The organism is Aeromicrobium sp. SP1 (assembly GCF_055663785.1).
Map to the genome: position 1 here is coordinate 2,030,142 of NZ_JBQVVK010000001.1, position 17,448 is coordinate 2,047,589.

14 protein-coding genes are annotated in these 17,448 nt (G+C 71.4%); 5 read left to right on the forward strand and 9 right to left on the reverse strand.

Annotation, left to right across the window (positions count from 1 at the left end; translation table 11 throughout):
• Positions 1 to 25 precede the first annotated feature (25 nt).
• The 4 genes from ACT26F_RS10065 to eno form a co-directional block, all read right to left on the reverse strand.
• A complete protein-coding gene (locus ACT26F_RS10065; RefSeq protein WP_471670393.1) occupies positions 26 to 3,394 on the reverse strand; it encodes a PKD domain-containing protein in 3,369 nt (1,122 codons plus the stop codon).
• 126 nt (positions 3,395 to 3,520) lie between these two features.
• On the reverse strand, positions 3,521 to 4,006 hold the full coding sequence (locus ACT26F_RS10070) for a DUF501 domain-containing protein (protein ID WP_471670394.1): 486 nt from the start codon (positions 4,004 to 4,006) through the stop codon (positions 3,521 to 3,523).
• Positions 4,003 to 4,560 (reverse strand): FtsB family cell division protein, encoded by a 558-nt coding sequence (locus ACT26F_RS10075; protein WP_471670395.1) that lies wholly within the window; start codon positions 4,558 to 4,560, stop codon positions 4,003 to 4,005. Before ACT26F_RS10075 ends, ACT26F_RS10070 begins: the two co-directional genes overlap by 4 nt.
• A gap of 3 nt (positions 4,561 to 4,563) precedes the next feature.
• Entirely contained in the window at positions 4,564 to 5,838 is a 1,275-nt protein-coding gene (eno, locus tag ACT26F_RS10080) for a phosphopyruvate hydratase (RefSeq protein ID WP_471670396.1), read from the reverse strand.
• 158 nt (positions 5,839 to 5,996) lie between these two features.
• On the opposite strand from eno, the gene ACT26F_RS10085 reads away from it, so the two are divergent.
• Both ACT26F_RS10085 and ACT26F_RS10090 read left to right on the forward strand, forming a co-directional pair.
• Positions 5,997 to 7,484, forward strand: coding sequence for a purine-cytosine permease family protein (locus ACT26F_RS10085; protein ID WP_471670397.1), 1,488 nt, complete (start codon positions 5,997 to 5,999; stop codon positions 7,482 to 7,484).
• Positions 7,484 to 8,002 carry a cysteine hydrolase family protein gene (locus ACT26F_RS10090; RefSeq protein WP_471670398.1) on the forward strand — a complete coding sequence of 173 codons (519 nt, stop codon included), beginning with the start codon at positions 7,484 to 7,486 and terminating at the stop codon, positions 8,000 to 8,002. The genes ACT26F_RS10085 and ACT26F_RS10090 overlap by 1 nt, the downstream gene beginning before the upstream one ends.
• 32 nt (positions 8,003 to 8,034) lie before the next feature.
• Here ACT26F_RS10090 and ACT26F_RS10095 read toward each other — a convergent pair whose 3' ends face one another.
• The 5 genes from ACT26F_RS10095 to ACT26F_RS10115 form a co-directional block, all read right to left on the reverse strand.
• Positions 8,035 to 8,304: a hypothetical protein gene (locus ACT26F_RS10095; RefSeq protein ID WP_471670399.1), complete on the reverse strand. Its 270-nt coding sequence runs from the start codon at positions 8,302 to 8,304 to the stop codon at positions 8,035 to 8,037.
• 163 nt (positions 8,305 to 8,467) lie between these two features.
• On the reverse strand, positions 8,468 to 9,037 hold the full coding sequence (locus ACT26F_RS10100) for a MazG family protein (RefSeq protein WP_471670400.1): 570 nt from the start codon (positions 9,035 to 9,037) through the stop codon (positions 8,468 to 8,470).
• A 14-nt stretch (positions 9,038 to 9,051) separates the two neighbouring features.
• On the reverse strand, positions 9,052 to 9,681 hold the full coding sequence (locus ACT26F_RS10105) for a hypothetical protein (protein ID WP_471670401.1): 630 nt from the start codon (positions 9,679 to 9,681) through the stop codon (positions 9,052 to 9,054).
• A gap of 44 nt (positions 9,682 to 9,725) precedes the next feature.
• On the reverse strand, positions 9,726 to 13,205 hold the full coding sequence (mfd, locus tag ACT26F_RS10110) for a transcription-repair coupling factor (RefSeq protein WP_471670402.1): 3,480 nt from the start codon (positions 13,203 to 13,205) through the stop codon (positions 9,726 to 9,728).
• A gap of 35 nt (positions 13,206 to 13,240) precedes the next feature.
• A complete protein-coding gene (locus ACT26F_RS10115; RefSeq protein ID WP_471670403.1) occupies positions 13,241 to 14,245 on the reverse strand; it encodes an LCP family protein in 1,005 nt (334 codons plus the stop codon).
• A gap of 173 nt (positions 14,246 to 14,418) precedes the next feature.
• Between ACT26F_RS10115 and ACT26F_RS10120 the strand changes: the two genes are divergently transcribed.
• From ACT26F_RS10120 to ACT26F_RS10130, 3 genes are read left to right on the forward strand one after another with little or no spacing between them, the layout of a single operon-like run.
• Entirely contained in the window at positions 14,419 to 15,144 is a 726-nt protein-coding gene (locus ACT26F_RS10120) for a CDP-alcohol phosphatidyltransferase family protein (protein WP_471670404.1), read from the forward strand.
• The gene (locus ACT26F_RS10125) at positions 15,144 to 16,292 is read left to right on the forward strand and encodes a DUF1972 domain-containing protein (RefSeq protein ID WP_471670405.1); all 1,149 of its coding nucleotides are present in this window, start codon (positions 15,144 to 15,146) and stop codon (positions 16,290 to 16,292) included. Before ACT26F_RS10120 ends, ACT26F_RS10125 begins: the two co-directional genes overlap by 1 nt.
• The gene (locus tag ACT26F_RS10130) at positions 16,289 to 17,437 is read left to right on the forward strand and encodes a glycosyltransferase family 4 protein (protein WP_471670406.1); all 1,149 of its coding nucleotides are present in this window, start codon (positions 16,289 to 16,291) and stop codon (positions 17,435 to 17,437) included. The genes ACT26F_RS10125 and ACT26F_RS10130 overlap by 4 nt, the downstream gene beginning before the upstream one ends.
• Positions 17,438 to 17,448 lie beyond the last annotated feature (11 nt).

Here is a 17,448-nt window from a genome sequence, read left to right on the forward strand (position 1 = left end):
TCAGGCTAGCGAGTGCCGTGCGGGGTCAGGGCCGCGACGCCCTCAGCTCGTCGACCGACACGGTGTGCGGGGCGTTCGTCGACGTCCCGGACACGTAGGCCCACACCCCGACGCCCCCGGCGGACTGCAGGCCGGCGGTCGAGTCGGTGAGCTCGATCTGCGGCGTCACCGGGGCGCTCGACCCCACGGGCCAGGCCCACGCGCGCAGGGTGGTGGGCGACGTGCCCGTCACGACGTAGCGGACGCGGTACTCGCCGCCGGCCACGTGCTGCACCCCGGCGAGCGTCGCCGAGCGCAGGATCGTCTCGGTGCCCCCGACCATCCGACTGACGTCGAGGCGGACCTGCCCCGCCGACGAGATGACCAGGCGCGCCCGATATCCGCTCGTGGCCGACGTCGCGCGACCGAGCAGGGCGCCATACGTCCCGCTGCCCGTCGCGACCTTGTCGAAGCCGAGCCGCACGCTCACGTCGGTCGTGGTGGAGGCCACCTGGCCGAGCAGCACCGTCCTCGCCCCGCCGGCCGTGACGGAGAGCCGGCCGACCCCGCCGGACACGGAGAACGCCGATGCCGTGCCCGTGGCCGTCCACGGTCCGCCAAGGTCCGCCGTCCCCCAGCCGTTGGCGACCGTGCGGCCGAAGTCGTCGCTGGCCAGGTCCGCCCCGGTCGGCGGGGGCGCCGTGACCGTCACCGACTTCGTGACCGTTCCCGTCGCACCGTCGTCATCGGTGACCGTGAGGCGCACCGTGCGCGTACCCGACGACGCATAGAGGTGCGAGGGATTGGCCTGCGTACTTGAATCGCCGTCGCCGAAGTCCCACGCATACGACGCAATCGTCCCGTCGGAATCGGTCGACGTGGACGTGAACGCCGCCGTCAGACCCGACACGACCGTGGTGAAGTCCGCCGTCGGCGCGACGTTCGCCGGCGGGGCCGCCGTGACCGTCACCGACTTCGTGACCGTTCCCGTCGCGCCGTCGTCGTCAGTGACCGTGAGGCGCACCGTGCGCGTACCCGACGACGCATACGGGTGCGACGGATTGGCCTGCGTGCTCGACTCGCCGTCGCCGAAGTCCCACGCATACGACGCGATCGTCCCGTCGGAATCGGTCGACGTGGACGTGAACGCCGCGGTCAGACCCGACACGACAGTGGTGAAGTCCGCCGTCGGCGCGACGTTCGCCGGCGGGGGCGCCGTGACCGTCACCGACTTCGTGACCGTTCCCGTCGCACCGTCGTCATCGGTGACCGTGAGGCGCACCGTGCGCGTACCCGACGACGCGTACAGGTGCGACGGATTGGCCTGCGTGCTCGACTCACCGTCGCCGAAGTCCCACGCATACGACGCGATCGTCCCGTCGGAATCGGTCGACGTGGACGTGAACGCCGCGGTCAGACCCGACGCGACAGTGGTGAAGTTGGCTGTCGGCGCGACGTTCGCCGGCGGTGTCGTGCCGCCGGGTGCGGCCACCGTGAAGTCGTCGAGCGAGACGCGGATCGGCGCGTTGGTGACCGATCCCGACAGGTACGCCCACCAGCCGACACCGGCGGACCGCTGCAGTGCGGCGGACCCGTCCGTCGCGGTGGCCGTCCACGCCGTCGGCTCGGTCGTCCCGTCCCGCCAGACCTTGGTGCGCAACGTGGTCGGGGCCGTGCCGACCGCTTCGGCGCGCAGACGATAGGACGCACCGGGAGTCAGCGTCAGACCTGGGACCTTCGTCCGCGCGAGCACCGTCTCCGCGCCGTTGACGACCCGCGCCACCTCGGCGCTGAGCGAGCCGTCCGTCCCCACGACCAAACGGTTCCGATAGTGGTTCGAGGCGTTCACCCATCGGGGCATCAGGGCCGTGTAGACGCTCGAGCCGGTCGGCACGCGGTCCACGCGCACGCCCGTGGTGAGGTTGACGTCGGTCCGATCGACCGCGCCGAGGATCGCGCGCGGTCCTGAGCCAGCGGTCAGGGTCAGGGTTCCCCGGCCCGCGTCGACCGACGCCGCCGAGGCCGACGAGATCGCCCAGGCCTGACCGGTGTCGGCGCTGCCCCATCCGTTCGTCACGACCCGCTCGAACGTGTCCTGCGCGACGACCGTCGACCCGGTGCCGGACACGAAGCCGGACGGCTGCGACTGCGCCGTGCCCCCGCCCGCAGCAACCTCCGCGTACCACGTGTACGGCGTCGAGGGGTCCAGTGCGGGCAGCGCGACGGAGGCGCGGCCCGTGCCGTCCACGATCGCGGTGCCGACGGTCTGGTACGCGCCGGGCACGGTCAGGTCGGCGGCCAGGTCGAACCGGCTGTTCGCATCGCTCTCGAAGGTGTTCTTCGTCGCCGACCACGTGTACGCCGAGATCTTCCCGAGGGCCGGGTCGAACGTGTAGTACCGCAGCAGCCCGTCGCCGCCGTTGGGCCGCTGCTGGTAGTCCGACAGGGCGAGGTGGACGGGCTGGCCGCAGTCGTTCGTGAGCGTCCGGTTCGCCTCGCCCTCGAGGCCGTCGTGGTTGTGGCCGTTGATCACCATGAACACCGAGCAGTGCGGGGCGATGAGCTTGCTCCAGACGGCCTCGGGGTAGTTGCCTCCCGGCCGTGCGACCGAGTGGGACCAGTCGCCGTTCGTTCCGATCATGTTGTGCGTCGTGATCATGACGCGCCGGTCCGGATGGGCCTCGATGACCCGCGCCGCCCAGGCCAGCACGTCGTCGGGCGGGTTGAACTCGAGGTTCAGGACGAGCAGGTCCATGCCCCCCGCGGTGAGGAGCACGTAGCTGTTCTTGTTCTTGCGGTCCACCGCGTCGGGCCCGAACTGGTTCTGCCCGTAGTACCCGCCGTAGCGCACGGTCTGGGAGTTCCAGGACGCATCGGCGTACCGGGACACCGGGAAGAACTCGTCGTACAGCGCGGCATTGCCGGTCGTGACGTCCATGTCGTGGTTGCCCGGCACCACGGTGTTCGGCACCCCGGCGTCGTCGAGGATCTGCTGGTAGCCCGAGGCCATCTGGTACTCCGAGCGGGAGGTCGAGGTCTCCACGATGTCGCCCAGGTGACTGACCAGGGCGACGTCCAGGTCGTCCACGTGGTCGACGATCCACTGCATCTCGACGCGGTAGTTGTCACGGAGTGCCGGGGTCAGGTAGTGCTGCGTGTCGGGGATCGCGATCCAGGTGAAGGCCGGTGCGGTGTTCGCGGTCCCGCGGTCGCGGCGCAGCCGGAAGGTCACCTCGGCACCGACGTCGGCGGACTGGACGGTGAGGCGATCGCCCGTGGCGACACCCTTTGCGCCGGCGGCCGGAGCGACGACGACGGGGGCGGTGGGCTCGGCGGCCGGCACGGGCGCCGTCGCCATCAGCAGACCGAGCGTCGCGATCGCCACGCTCGCGCGCAGCGTCCCTCGTGCTGACATGACCACCCTGTCCCGTCTCCCCTGCCCACCATCGCAAGAACGGAGCCGGAAGGCCCATGCTTTGCCTTGGTAATCCGGGAAAATCGGGCCCCATCGGACCCGTGGGCCCCCTGCAGAACTCAGGCCTCAGGCGGGGGCGCAGTCGCTGCCCGACCACCAGTCGCCGAGGAGGCGCACCGCCTCGTCACCGAGGGGATTGACGCCGGGACCCTTGGCGAGCGAGTGGCCGATCAGCACGTGCAGGCACTTGACCCGGTCGGGCATGCCACCGGCCGAGATCCCGTCGATCTCCTCGACGTGACCGATGGCCTCGCGCTCGGCCAGGTACGACTCGTGGGCGGCACGGTAGGCCGCCGCCAGGTCCTCGTCGTGCGTGAGGCGCTCGCTCATCTCGGCCATGAGACCGGAGGCCTCGAGGGTGCCGATGGCGCCGGTCAGGCGCGGACACGTGAGGTAGTAGAGCGTGGGGAACGGCGTGCCGTCGGGCAGTCGCGGCTCGGTCTTGACCCCGTTGGGATGACCCGAGGGGCACCGCGACGAGACCTCGATGATCGCGCGCGGGGGCCGGCCCAGCTGCTCCGCGACGGCCGCCTCGTCCTGCGGGTCGATCACTGGTCGGGCTCCAGCGCCGGGGCCTTGTCCGCGTTCTCCTCGACACTCGTGGAGTCCGGTGCGGTGCCGGCCTCCTCGACCGAGCCCCACAGCCGCTCGATCCAGTGCTGGCGCGGCTGCACGGTGGGCTCGTCGAGCGTGGACGACTGCCCCTGCAGTGCGCCGTCGACACCGATCACGCGGTAGCCGACCTCACCGGGCATGACCCAGCCGAAGCGTTCGCGCGCCTGCTGACGGACGTAGGCGGGGTCGCTCCAGCGGGTCTGCTCGTCCTTGAGCTCGGCGATGTCCTGCTTCGCCGCACGGTTCTGCGCCTCGAGCGCAGCGATCTCCGACCGCTGCTGCCACCACGCGTGCACCGACGCGGTGTACGACGCGATCAGCACGACCGCGACGGCCAGCAGGATCAGCGCCCGGGTCGTGAAGCGCGTCCCGGTCGCCTCGGTGCGGTAGGTCGTGGCCGACGTCGTGCCGGCCGGCCGTGTCGACGCGCGCGCGTCGCGCCGCCCCGAGGAGGGACGGCGCGACGACGAGGAAGGACCGCGCGAGGCCATGGGTCAGGAGAACCGCGGGAACGTCCCGGCACCGGCGTAGCTGGCGGCCGGGCCGAGCAGCTCCTCGATGCGCAGCAGCTGGTTGTACTTCGCGACGCGGTCGGAGCGGGCCGGGGCGCCGGTCTTGATCTGGCCACAGTTCGTGGCGACCGCGAGGTCGGCGATCGTGACGTCCTCGGTCTCGCCGGACCGGTGGCTCATCATGTTGTGGAAGCCGGCCCGGTGCGCCAGCTCGACGGCGTCGAGGGTCTCCGACAGCGAGCCGATCTGGTTGACCTTCACGAGCATCGCGTTGCCGGCCTTCTCGGCGATGCCGCGCGAGAGCCGCGTGACGTTCGTGACGAACAGGTCGTCGCCGACGATCTGGACCTTGTCGCCCACGGCCGCGGTGAAGGCGGACCAACCGGCCCAGTCCTCCTCGTCGAGCGGGTCCTCGATCGAGACGATCGGGTACGCCGCGACGAGCTCCTCGAAGTAGGCGATCATCTCGTCGGACGACTTGGCGACGCCCTCGAAGGTGTACACGCCGTCGGAGTGGAACTCGCTGGCCGCCACGTCCATCGCCAGCGCGATGTCCTCACCGGGCTTGAGGCCGGCCTTCTCGACGGCCCGCAGGATCAGGTCGAGCGCGGCGCGGTTGGACGTCAGGTTCGGCGCGAAGCCGCCCTCGTCGCCCAGGCCGGTCGCGAGGCCCTCGTCGTGCAGGACGCCCTTGAGCGCGTGGTAGACCTCGGCGCCCTGGCGCAGCGCCTCGGCGAACGAGTCGGCGCCGATCGGGGCGATCATGAACTCCTGCACGTCGACGTTGGAGTCAGCGTGCGCACCGCCGTTGACGATGTTCATCATCGGCACGGGCAGGACGTGCGCGTTGGGACCACCGACGTAGCGGAACAGCGGCAGACCGGCGGACTCCGCGGCGGCCTGGGCGACCGCGAGCGAGACGCCCAGGATCGCGTTCGCGCCGAACTTGCCCTTGTTGTCGGTGCCGTCGAGGTCGATCATCGCCTCGTCGATGGCGCGCTGGTCGTCGGCGTCGAAGCCCACGAGGGCCTCGACGAGCGGGCCGTTGACCGCCTCGACGGCCTTGAGCACGCCCTTGCCGCCGTAGCGGTCGCCGCCGTCACGCAGCTCGACGGCCTCGAACTGGCCGGTGGAGGCGCCGGAGGGCACCGCCGCGCGGCCCAGCGTGCCGTCGTCGAGCACGACCTCGACCTCGACGGTCGGGTTGCCTCGGGAGTCCAGGATTTCGCGTGCGGCGACGTCGTCGATGATGGCCACGGCAGGCTCCTCGGTGTGGAAGGTCTTGGGAAGGGGGTCGAGCGTTCCCCAGCCTAGCCCCGTGCCGACGGCACGACGACCCGCCTCGCCGCCGGCTGCTGGCAGGCGCCCATGCGCCGTGCCACGCTGTGCTGAGGGGATCGAGCTGGGAGGCACTCATGACCACACGACCCGACGAGGGACTCGATGCGGTGCGCCGCGCGGGCATCGAGGTCACGGGAATCGAGATCATCGACGAGAGCGAGCGGACCGCGAAGCCGTCCGACCTGTTCTGGCCGTGGTTCGCGGCGAACGTGTCGGTGTTCGGCATCTCGTACGGCAGCTACGTGCTCGGCTTCGGGATCTCGCTGTGGCAGGCGACGCTCGTGGCGGTGCTCGGCATCGTGGTGTCGTTCGCGGCGTGCGGCGTGGTCGCGATCGCGGGCAAGCGCGGCTCGGCGCCCACGATGATCCTGTCGCGCGCGCCGTTCGGCGTCGTCGGCCAGAAGGTCCCCGGCGTCTTCAGCTGGCTCATCTCGATCGGTTGGGAGACCTTCCTGGCGATCATGGCCACGCTCGCGACGGCCACCGTGTTCCGCGAGCTGGGCTGGAGCAGCGGCGACGCCGTCAAGGTCGTCGCGATGATCGTGATCGCCGCCCTCATCGTCGCCGCGTCCGTGGCCGGCTACCACATCATCATGCGCATGCAGTCGGTCCTGACGTGGCTCACCGGGATCGTCACGATCGGGTACATCCTGCTGACCCTCGACGAGATCGACTTCGACGCCGTCACGGCCATCCCGGACGGCTCGACCCAGGCCGTGATCGGCGCCTTCGTCATGGTCATGACGGGCTTCGGCTTCGGCTGGATCAACATCGCCGCCGACTGGTCGCGCTACCAGAGCCGGTCGGCCCCGGGCGGGCAGATCGTGCTGTGGAACACGATCGCCGGTGCGCTCGCACCCGTCGTGCTCGTCCTCTACGGCATCCTGCTGTCCGGCTCGTCCGCTGAGCTGTCCGCCGGAATCGTCAACGACCCGATCGGGACGCTCGCCACCGTGCTGCCCACGTGGTTCCTCGTCCCGTTCCTGGTCGCGTCGGTGCTGGCGCTGGTCAGCGGAGCGGTGCTGGGCATCTACTCCTCGGGGCTGACCCTGCTGAGCCTGGGGGTCAAGATCCCGCGACCGACGGCGGCGTTCGTCGACGGCGTGATCCTGACGCTCGGCACGATCTACGTCGTGTTCTTCGCCGAGTCGTTCCTCGCGCCGTTCCAGAGCTTCCTGATCACGCTCGGCGTCCCGATCGCCGCATGGGCCGGCATCATGATCGGCGACATCGCCCTGCGGCACCGCGACTACGACGAGGCGGCGCTGTTCGACTCCTCGGGCCGCTACGGTGCGGTCAACTGGGGCGCGATCATCACGATGGCGATCGCCACCGTCGTCGGCTGGGGGCTGGTCGTCAACAACTTCGCGGCCGACGCCAGCTGGAACAACTGGCAGGGCTACCTGCTCGAGCCGCTCGGCCTGGGCACGTGGAACGCGGCAGAGGAGTTCTGGGAGGGCAATTGGGCCTACGCGAACCTCGGCGTCCTGCTGGCCTTCGCCATCGGGTTCGTGTCCACGCTGATCTTCCAGCGCGCCACGGTGCGACGCCAGGAGGCCTGATGGCCGAGCCGTGGCTCGTCATCATCGATCCGCAGCGAGTGTTCGCCTCACCGGACTCGGCCTGGGGCTCGCCCATGTTCGACGACATCGTCGAGCCGATCCGGACGTTGGCCGGCCAGCACCGCACGATCGTCACGCGCTGGCTCCCGGCGGCGGAGTCCGCACGCGCGGGCTCGTGGAGGGCCTACTTCGAGACGTGGCCGTTCGCCGACCAGTCCCCCGACGATCCGCTGTTCGAGGTCGTGCCCGCACTGGCCGATCTCGCGCAGGACGGCACGGTCGATGCGACCACGTTCGGCAAGTGGCCGGCCCTGGAGGCGGTCACCGGACCGGCGCCGGACCTCATCCTGACGGGCGTGGCGACCGACTGCTGCGTCATCTCGACCGCACTCGCCGCCGCCGACGCGGGGGCGGCCGTGCGGGTCGTGGGCTCGGCCTGCGGCGGCTCGACGCCCGAGTCGCACCAGAAGGCACTCGACGTGATGGCGCTGTTCGCGCCGCAGATCACCGTGGTCTGAGACCGACCGGCGCCAGCGTGCGTGCGCCGGGCTCAGCGCCCGTGCGACCCGTGGCTCTGCAGCATCGGCTCTTCCGACACGTCCTCGAGCTCTTCCAGCCGCTCGGCCTGGAGGCGGACGAAGAGCCAGTACAGCGCGGGCGCGAGCACGAACAGGCTGACCAGGCCTGCGCCGGCGGTCAGGGTCGTGCCCCACTCGCCGCGGAACGTCCCGGGGAGGTCACCGGGCATGGCCCACACGCCGACCAGGATCACGCAGAACTGGACCAGCACCAGGAAGCCGAAGGCGATCCGCCCGGTCATCGCGCGTTCCTCGTCGAGATCGATGCGGATCCACGAACACGAACGTGGTGCGACCGATGGAACACGATGAAACCCCTTGCAATCCCGAGACTGTTTCAAGCATGTCACGACTCCGGTCAGGTCACCATCTGAATGACGAGATCGCGAAGCGACGCGTCCCGCGTCAGCCGTCGGCGTGCCGGCGGGTGGCCGCGCGCAGCTCCGCCTCGGGGTCGACGCCCGCGGCCCGGGCCTCGTCGACGAGCCTCAGCAGGCGCGCGCCGAGGTCGTCGCCGTCGACGGGACGATCGACGCGTCGCAGCACCTTCTCCGCCGCCATCAGCGCCGGCAGGTCGGCGGGAATCCCCTCGAGCGCGTGCGTGCGCTGCTTCTGCTCGGCCTTGAGGCGCTGCCAGTTCGCGTCGACCTCCTCGGCCGAGGTCACCTCGACATCGCCGAAGACGTGCGGGTTGCGGTGCACGAGCTTGTCGGCGATCCCCCGGACGACGTCGTCGGTCGTCCAGCCCTCGGCGTCGGACTCCGCGATCGACGCATGGATCACGACCTGCATCAACAGGTCGCCGAGCTCCTCGCGGAGGTGGTCGGGGTCCTGCAGGTCGATCGCCTCAGCCGTCTCGTAGGCCTCCTCGACGACGTAGCGGCGCAGCGATGCGTGGGTCTGCTCACGCGTCCACGGGCACTCGGCACGCAGCCGTCGCATGACCTCGACGAGACGGTCGAACTCGCTACTCACGCCCGCGGCTCATGTCACTTGGTGCACTTGAGGGCCCGCGGCCGGTCCTCGGCAGCGGTGTCGCTCAGCGAGACCTCGGGCACCGACAGCGAGCCGGTCTCGGCGATCTGCTGGACGGTCTCGGAGAGGCCGAACCGCGGGTCGATGCTGATGTCCAGGTCGGCGGTCGCCTGGGAGAGCAGCGTGTGACCGGCCTGCAGCAACGTGTCCTGGTCGGTCGCGGGGGTGCCGGCGTCCTTGGCCATCTGCGTCGCGATGGCATTCGTGCGCTGGTTGCGGTCGACGAGCTGGAGGACCGCCGGGGTGTCGTCCCCGAAGAGCTGCTCGATCTGGGTCTTGTCGGTGGCCGACAGCGCCGGCACCGTGACGTCGTACCCACGCTCCTCGGCGACCGTGTCGGCGATCGTCCCGGCCACGAGGTCGGCGACCGCCTGCCGCCGCAGGGCCACGTTGTCCACCTCGGTCGTGCCACTCTGCTGGCCGTCGACGAGCGACACGAGGCAGTACGTGTCGGCGAGGTCGTCCGCGTCGGTCATCGAGATCCGGGTGCCCTCCACGACGGCGGCAGAGCCCGGGTCGACCGGGCCGCAGGCGGCGAGCAGCAGGGCGCAGGCACCCATGACGACGAGACGCGACTTCGACATGGCGCCAGAGTACTCGGCGCCGATCCCGCTCCGACCCGACCCGGCTACCCGACGATCGTGTCCACGACACGACCCACCCAGTCGAGCAGTTCGCGGCCGCGCAACGGCTTGCCACCGATGCCGGACTCGCGCGGCGCGGGCACGAGCAGGACCTTGACGGCCTCCTTGTGGAGGCTCTTGGGGTAGATCCGCGCGATGCGCAGCTTCGCCGACTCCAGCAGGTCGACCGGGGCGAATCGCAGGTTGGATCCGGCCGACGTGACCTCGGTCAGTCCGGCGGCGCGGACCTTGATCCGCAGCACCGCGACGTCGAGCAGCGCCTCGACCGACTCCGGCAGCGGACCGTAGCGGTCGAGCAGCTCGGCCCGCAGCTCGGCGATGTCGCCGGTGGCCCGCACGTCGGCGAGCCGCTTGTACATCTCGAGCCGCAGCCGCTCGCTCGGCACGTAGTCGTGCGGCAGGTGCGCCTCGACGGCCAGCTCGAGCTTGACCTCCTTCTCGGGCGCGGCGTCGCCGCGGAACTCCGCGACCGCCTCGCCGACGAGCCGGATGTACAGGTCGAAGCCGACGTCGGCGATGTGACCGGACTGCTCGCCGCCGAGCAGGTTGCCGGCGCCGCGGATCTCGAGGTCCTTCATCGCGACGGCCATGCCGCCGCCGAGCTCGGAGTGCTGCGCGATCGTGGCGAGCCGGTCGTGGGCGGTCTCGGTGAGCGGCTTGTCCGGCGGGTAGAGGAAGTAGGCGTAGGCCCGCTCGCGACCACGGCCGACGCGGCCGCGCAGCTGGTGCAGCTGGGACAGGCCGAGGGTGTCGGCGCGCTCGATGATCATCGTGTTGGCGTTCGAGACGTCCAGGCCCGACTCGACGATCGTCGTGCACACGAGCACGTCGAAGCGCTTCTCCCAGAAGTCGACCATGATCTCCTCGAGCCGGTGCTCGCCCATCTGGCCGTGGGCGACGGCGACCCGCGCCTCGGGCACGAGCTCGCGGATCCGAGCGGCGGCCTTGTCCATGCTCTGCACGCGGTTGTGCAGGTAGAAGACCTGGCCCTCGCGGAGCAGCTCGCGGCGGATGGCGGCGGTGACCTGCAGGTCGTCGTAGGCGCCCACGAAGGACAGGACCGGGTGTCGCTCCTCCGGCGGCGTGGCGATCGTGCTCATCTCGCGGATGCCCGTGACGGCCATCTCGAGCGTGCGCGGGATCGGCGTCGCGGACATGCTCAGCACGTCGACGGCGGCGCGCAGGTGCTTGAGCGCCTCCTTGTGCTCGACGCCGAACCGCTGCTCCTCGTCGACGATCACGAGGCCGAGGTCCTTCATCCGGATGCCCGGCTGCAGCAGCCGGTGGGTGCCGATCACGAGGTCGACCGAGCCGTCGGCCAGACCCTCGAGGGTGGCCTTCGACTCCTTCTCGGTCTGGAACCTCGAGAGCGGGCGGATCGTGACCGGGAACTGCCCGAACCGCTCGGCGAACGTGGCGTAGTGCTGCTGGACGAGCAGGGTCGTGGGGACCAGCAGCACGACCTGCTTGCCGTCCTGGATCGCCTTGAAGGCGGCGCGCACGGCGATCTCGGTCTTGCCGTAGCCGACGTCGCCGCACACGAGCCGGTCCATCGGCACGGTGCGTTCCATGTCGCGCTTGACCTCGTCGATCGTGGCCAGCTGGTCGGGCGTCTCGACGTGCGCGAAGGCGTCCTCGAGCTCGGCCTGCCACGGGGTGTCGGGGCCGAAGGCGTAGCCCTTCGTCGACTGGCGGGCGGCGTAGAGCTTGATGAGCTCGTCGGCGATCTGCCGGACCGCCTTGCGCGCGCGAGCCTTGCGGTTGTTCCAGTCGCCACCGCCGAGCCGGTCGAGCGTGGGCGACTCGCCGCCGACGTACCGACTGACCTGGTCGAGCTGGTCCATCGGCACGAACAGCCGGTCCGGCGGCTGGCCGCGCTTGCTCGGGGCGTACTCGAGCACGAGGTACTCGCGGGCGGCGCCGTGGACGACGCGGTTGACCAGCTCGACGTAGCGCGCGACGCCGTGCTGCTCGTGCACGACGGGATCGCCGGGCTTGAGCTCGAGCGGATCGATCTGGCGACGCCGGCGCACGGGCATGGACTTCGTGGGCCGCTCGGCGGCACGCTGGCCCACGAGGTCGTCGCGGGTGACCAGCGCGAGCCCGAGGGCGTCGGACACGAAGCCGTGGGCGAGGTCGGCGCAGATCACCTGCACGACGCTGCGCTCGGCCCCGTCGGAGCCGTCGGCCTCGTCGACGATGAGCGCCGGGACGTCGTGCTCGGCCAGCCACTCCACCGTGCGCTGGGCCTGGCCGTGGGCCGGCGCGACCAGCACGACGTGACGGTTCTCGGCGCGCCAGCGCTGCACGTCGACCAGGGCGGCATCGGTGTCGCCGCGGTACTCGGGGGCGGGCTCGGCGCCGACGACGTGGGCCTCGTCGATCGCGAAGGGCGAGATGCCAGCCCAGCCCAGGCCGATCGCGGCGACGTGGGCGCGCACGTCGTCGAGCTCGTGGAAGCCGGCCGAGCCGAGGTCGATCGGACTCTCGCCGCCTCCGGCCGCGGCCGCCCACGACGCGGCGAGGAACTCCTCGCTCGTCGCGAACAGGTCGGTGGCGCGCGCACGGACCCGCTCGGGGTCGGTCGTGACGATCGTCGATCCGGGCGGGAGCAGGTCGACGAGCAGTTCCATCTCCCCCGCGAGGACGGGTGCGAGCGACTCCATCCCCTCGACCGCATGACCCTCGGACAGCTTCGTGAACAGCTCGGCCAGCGAGGGGTGGGACGCGGCGTACCGCGCGGCGGCCGCGCGGACCTCGTCGGTCAGCAGCAGCTCGCGGCACGGCGGCGCCCACACCCGTTCGACGGGCTCGAGCGTGCGCTGGTCGGCGACGGCGAAGCGACGGATGTCGTCGACCGTGTCGCCCCAGAACTCGACCCGCAGCGGATGGTCCTCGGTGGGCGGGAAGACGTCGACGATGCCGCCGCGGACGGCGAACTCGCCACGCCGCTCGACGAGGTCGACCCGGGTGTACGCGGCGTCGGCGAGACGGCGGACCACGTCGTCGAGGTCGACCTCCTGGCCGGAGACCAGCTCGACCGGCGTGATGTCGGCCAGACCCTTCACCTGCGGCTGCAGGATCGAACGCACGGGGGCCACGACGACCCGGGGCCGCTGGGCGCCACCGTGCACGAGCTGGCGCAGCACCGCGAGGCGCCGGCCCACCGTGTCGGAACGCGGCGACAGGCGCTCGTGCGGCAGCGTCTCCCACGCCGGGAACAGGGCCACGTGCTCGGGGCCGACGAGCGCGCCGACCGCGTCCGCGAGGTCGTCGGCCTCGCGCGCGGTGGCGGTGACCGCCACGACGACCGCGTCCTCGGAGGCGAGGGTCGCGACGACGAACGGGTTGAGGGCGGCCGGAGCACTCAGTTCCGCCGTGGGCGCGCCGGAACGCAGCGCGGAGACGAGGGCGGCGACGTGGGGCTCGGCCGCGACGGCGGCCGTCAGATGCGGTTGGACCATGACCGCTCAAGACTACGGGCGAGGCCCGACAGCGCTCAGTCGACGGTGGCGGGCAGGTCGACGTGGTTCGCGGTGATCCAGTGCGCGACCTTGTCGTCGGCGAAGGCGTCCCACAGTCCGTGGGCCTGCTCGCGGTCGACGTAGACGACGCTCTGCGCGCCCTCCATCCCGGTCCCGGAGACGGGGATCGTCGTGAAGTGGACGTTCCCGGCGCGCACGGAGCGCAACGACAGCGCGAGCGACCGCATGCCCCCGGCGGTCAGACCCTCGTCGACCGCCAGGTTCGAGGTCACGGCGTCGAGGGCCCGGTAGAGCCGGACGGGATTGGCCAGCGTGCCGCCCGAGAGCGACTCGGACATCAGGGCGCGCAGGAAGTTCTGCTGGCGCTTGACCCGGTCGAAGTCGCCTCCGGCCAGTCCGTAGCGCTGGCGGACGTAGAGCAGCGCCTCCGTGCCGTCCATGTGGTGCGTGCCGGCGGTCCAGTCCTTGTCGCGCGCGGAGTCGTGGGTGTCCTCGGGGATCGTGATGTCGACGCCGCCGAGCGCATCGGTGAGGTCCTTGAAGCCCTCCCAGTCGATCACCGCGACGTGGTCGATGCGCACGTCGGTCAGCTCCTCGACGGTGTGGACCGCCAGTGCGGGACCGCCCCACGAGAAGGCCGCGTTGATCTTGGCCGTGCCGTGTCCCGGCACGTCGACCCACGAGTCGCGCGGGATCGAGACGAGGGACACGGACTTCCGGTCGGCGGCGATGTTGACGAGCATCATCGTGTCGCTGCGCTGGCCGGCGACCGAGCCGTCGGCGCGCTTGTCGCTGCCGAGCAGCAGGATGTTCATCGCGTCGGTGGGGCCCGGCTCGGGTCGTGGGGTGCTCTCGGCCGGCAGCGCACCCTCGAGGTGTTGCACCTGACCGGTGAGTCTCGACTGGGCGATCCACCCGCCGGCGGCCAGCAGGACGACGAGACCGAGCAGCACGAGAGCGACGGTGCGCAGCGGGTGCCGCCGGCGCTCGCGCTGAGGTGTCGTCGCGGTTTCGGTCACTGCGTCACGTTACGTTCACCTCCCTCATCCCGGGGCCGCTTTCCCTGCATTCGCCGGGTTCGTCACGTCGGATTCACGCTGGTTCCGTTGCCGGACAGCGGGTGTCCGAGTCCACTAGGCTGACCCGCGACGTGCGTGATGCGAGCGGAGGCACGGTGACGGAGACGACTCGGATGGACTTCAGGACAGGCCTGTCAGCGCTGCGGGCCGCGCAGAAGCCGGCTCGCGGGACGGCCGCCTACTCGCGCCATCTCAACCGACCGGCGGGCCGGATCGTGGCGGCCTGGATGAACACGATGGCCCTCACGCCGAACCAGGCGACGGTGGTCAGCGCGCTGCTCTCGGGCAGCGGCATCGCGGTGCTCGCGCTCGTGCGGCCGACGTGGTGGTCGGGTGTCATCGTCGCCGTCCTGCTGGCGGCGGGCTACGTCATGGACTCCGTCGACGGCCAGCTCGCCCGACTGCGCGGCGGAGGGTCGAAGTCCGGTGAGTGGCTCGACCACACGATCGACTGCTTCAAGACACTGGGCCTGCATCTCGCGGTCCTGATCAGCTGGTTCCGGTTCTTCGACCTGCCGTCCGACGCCTGGCTGCTGGTCCCGCTGGGCTTCACCCTCGTCGCCGCGGCGACGTACTTCGGGCTCATCCTCATGCCGACGCTGCGCCCGGCGGCCTCCTCGACCGAGCCGGCGCCCACGGTCCATGAGAACCCGCTGCGCCGCTACCTGATCCTGCCGGCCGACTACGGCTTCCAGTGCTGGGTCTTCGTGCTGCTGGGCTGGCAGGTCGGCTTCCGGATCGCCTGGACGCTCGTCTTCGTCGCCTGCGCCGCGATGCTGGCGCTCGCGCTCGTCAAGTGGTGGCGTGAGCTGCGCGCCCTCGACGCCGGGACGTCCTGATGCGCATCGTCATGCTGGGCACTCGCGGCGTACCTGCCCACTACGGCGGCTTCGAGACCGCGATCGAGGAGATCGGGCGCCGGATGGCGGCCGACGGCCACGAGGTCACGGTGTACTGCCGGGGCGCCGAGGAGCAGCTCGACACCTACGAGGGCATGCGGCTCGTGCACCTGCCCGCGGCGCGGAGGAAGTCGCTCGAGACGCTCAGCCACACGTTCCTGTCGGTGCTGCACCTGCTGTTCTCCCGCCGTCGCCACGACGTCGCGTTCCTGTTCAACGCGGCGAACGCCGTCTTCCTGCCCGTCCTGCGGCTGCGTCGCGTGCCGACCGCCGTGCACGTCGACGGCCTCGAGTGGAAGCGCGCGAAATGGGGCGGGGCGGGCCGGCGCTACTACCGCACGGCCGAGTCGCTGTCGGTCCGCTGGGCCGATGCGCTGATCGCCGACGCGCAGGGCATCGCCGACTACTACACCGACGAGTTCGGCGCGAGCACGGACCTGCTCGTGTACGGCGCTCCCCTGCTCGACGACCCGCACACCGCCCGCCTCGACGAGTTGGGGCTCACGGCGCGCGGCTACCACCTCGTCGTCGCCCGGTTCGAGCCGGAGAACCACGTGCTCGAGATCGTGCGGGGATACCGCTCGTCGCCGGCCGCACTGCCCCTGGTCGTCGTCGGGTCGGCGCCCTACGCGAACGAGTACACGGCCCAGATCGAACAGGCCACCGAGGGCGACGACCGGATCCGACTGCTCGGCGGCGTGTGGGACCAGGAGCTCCTCGACGCGCTCTACGCCAATGCGGCGTCCTACCTGCACGGGCACTCGGTCGGCGGCACGAATCCGTCGTTGCTGCGGGCGATCGGCGCCGGGTCGCCGGTGATCGCGTTCGACGTCGACTTCAATCACGAGACGCTGGGCCCGGACAACCCGTACTTCACGACGTCCGACGAGGTCGCCGCGGCCGTCACCGCCCTCGAGGACGCCGTGCCTGCCGCCGTCGAGCGCGCCGCCGCCACGCGCGACCGCATCGCCGAGCGCTACTCGTGGGACGCCGTGGCTCGCGGCTACGCCGCACTGGCCGAGCGGCTCGCCGCCGGCGCCTCCACCCGCGGCCAGGCCTCGGGCCGCCGACGCAAGGTCGACGGATGACCGGAGGCGCAGACGGCCCCCGGCGCATCCTGATGGCCCATCCGTCCGCCGACGTGTACGGGTCCGACCTGCAGCTGCTCGAGTCGGTGTCGGCGCTCTCCGAGGCGGGCGACACGGTCGAGGTCGTCCTTCCGGCGGACGGCCCACTCGTCCCGCTGCTGCGCGCCCGTGGCGCGACGGTGCGGGTCCAGCCCTACCCGGCCCTGCGCAAGGCGTACCTGAGCCCGACGGGGCTGCCCCGGCTGGCCTGGCACGTCGCGCGGGCGCTGCCGTCGATCCTGCGCGCACACCGCGCCTTCCGTCCCGACGTGACGGTCGTCAACACCGTCACGATCCCGTGGTGGCTGCTCGCCGGCCGCCTCACCCGCACGAGCACGGTCTGCCACGTGCACGAGGCCGAGCAGGAGGGTCACCGAGTGATCCTCACGGCGCTGGCCCTGCCGAACCTGCTGGCGCACCGCCTGATCACCAACAGCGCCGCTGCGGCACGGGCCCTGACGGACGTCGTGCCGCGTCTGTCACGCCGGATCACGGTGCTGCACAACGGGGTCCCCGGGCCTGCCGAGCCGCCGACGGCGCCCCGGGCGAGGACGGCGGGCGCGCCCGCCCGTCTGGGCCTGGTCGGGCGGCTGTCACCGCGCAAGGGCATCGACGTCGCGCTCGAGGCCGTGGCGCGGCTGCGGGCGGACGGCCACGACGTGTCCCTGCACGTGTGCGGGAGCGTCTTCGAGGGCTACGAGTGGTTCGAGGCCGAGCTGCGCGAGCGCGCGGCTCGACCCGACCTCGCCGGACACGTCGAGCTGCTGGGCTACGTCAACCCGACCTGGCCGGTGCTGGCCGAGTCGGACGTCGTGCTCGTCCCGTCGCGGGTCGAGCCGTTCGGCAACACGGCCGTCGAGGCCATGCTGGCCCGTCGGCCGCTCGTGGCCTCGGACACGCAGGGCCTGGCCGAGATCGTCGACAGCGGACGCACGGGACTGCTCGTCGAGCCCGGCGACCCGGCCGCGCTCGCACGAGCCGTCTCGAGCCTGCTCGACGACCCCGCCCTGGCCGGCCGCCTGGCCGAGACCGGTCACGCCGAGGCGCTCGCGCGCTTCACCCCCGAGACGTACAAGGCGGGATTTCGGCGCGCGGTCCTGGCGTGACCGCCGGCTCA

Excerpts from the sequence above, each read along its gene's own strand:
- ACT26F_RS10075 (WP_471670395.1), bottom strand. The coding sequence starts at position 4,560 with ATGGCCTCGCGCGGTCCTTCCTCGTCGTCGCGCCGTCCCTCCTCGGGG.
- ACT26F_RS10130 (WP_471670406.1), top strand. The coding sequence starts at position 16,289 with ATGACCGGAGGCGCAGACGGCCCCCGGCGCATCCTGATGGCCCATCCG.
- mfd (WP_471670402.1), bottom strand. The coding sequence starts at position 13,205 with ATGGTCCAACCGCATCTGACGGCCGCCGTCGCGGCCGAGCCCCACGTC.
- ACT26F_RS10065 (WP_471670393.1), bottom strand. The coding sequence starts at position 3,394 with ATGTCAGCACGAGGGACGCTGCGCGCGAGCGTGGCGATCGCGACGCTC.
- ACT26F_RS10090 (WP_471670398.1), top strand. The coding sequence starts at position 7,484 with ATGGCCGAGCCGTGGCTCGTCATCATCGATCCGCAGCGAGTGTTCGCC.
- ACT26F_RS10125 (WP_471670405.1), top strand. The coding sequence starts at position 15,144 with ATGCGCATCGTCATGCTGGGCACTCGCGGCGTACCTGCCCACTACGGC.
- ACT26F_RS10105 (WP_471670401.1), bottom strand. The coding sequence starts at position 9,681 with ATGTCGAAGTCGCGTCTCGTCGTCATGGGTGCCTGCGCCCTGCTGCTC.
- ACT26F_RS10120 (WP_471670404.1), top strand. The coding sequence starts at position 14,419 with ATGGACTTCAGGACAGGCCTGTCAGCGCTGCGGGCCGCGCAGAAGCCG.
- ACT26F_RS10085 (WP_471670397.1), top strand. The coding sequence starts at position 5,997 with ATGACCACACGACCCGACGAGGGACTCGATGCGGTGCGCCGCGCGGGC.
- ACT26F_RS10095 (WP_471670399.1), bottom strand. The coding sequence starts at position 8,304 with ATGACCGGGCGGATCGCCTTCGGCTTCCTGGTGCTGGTCCAGTTCTGC.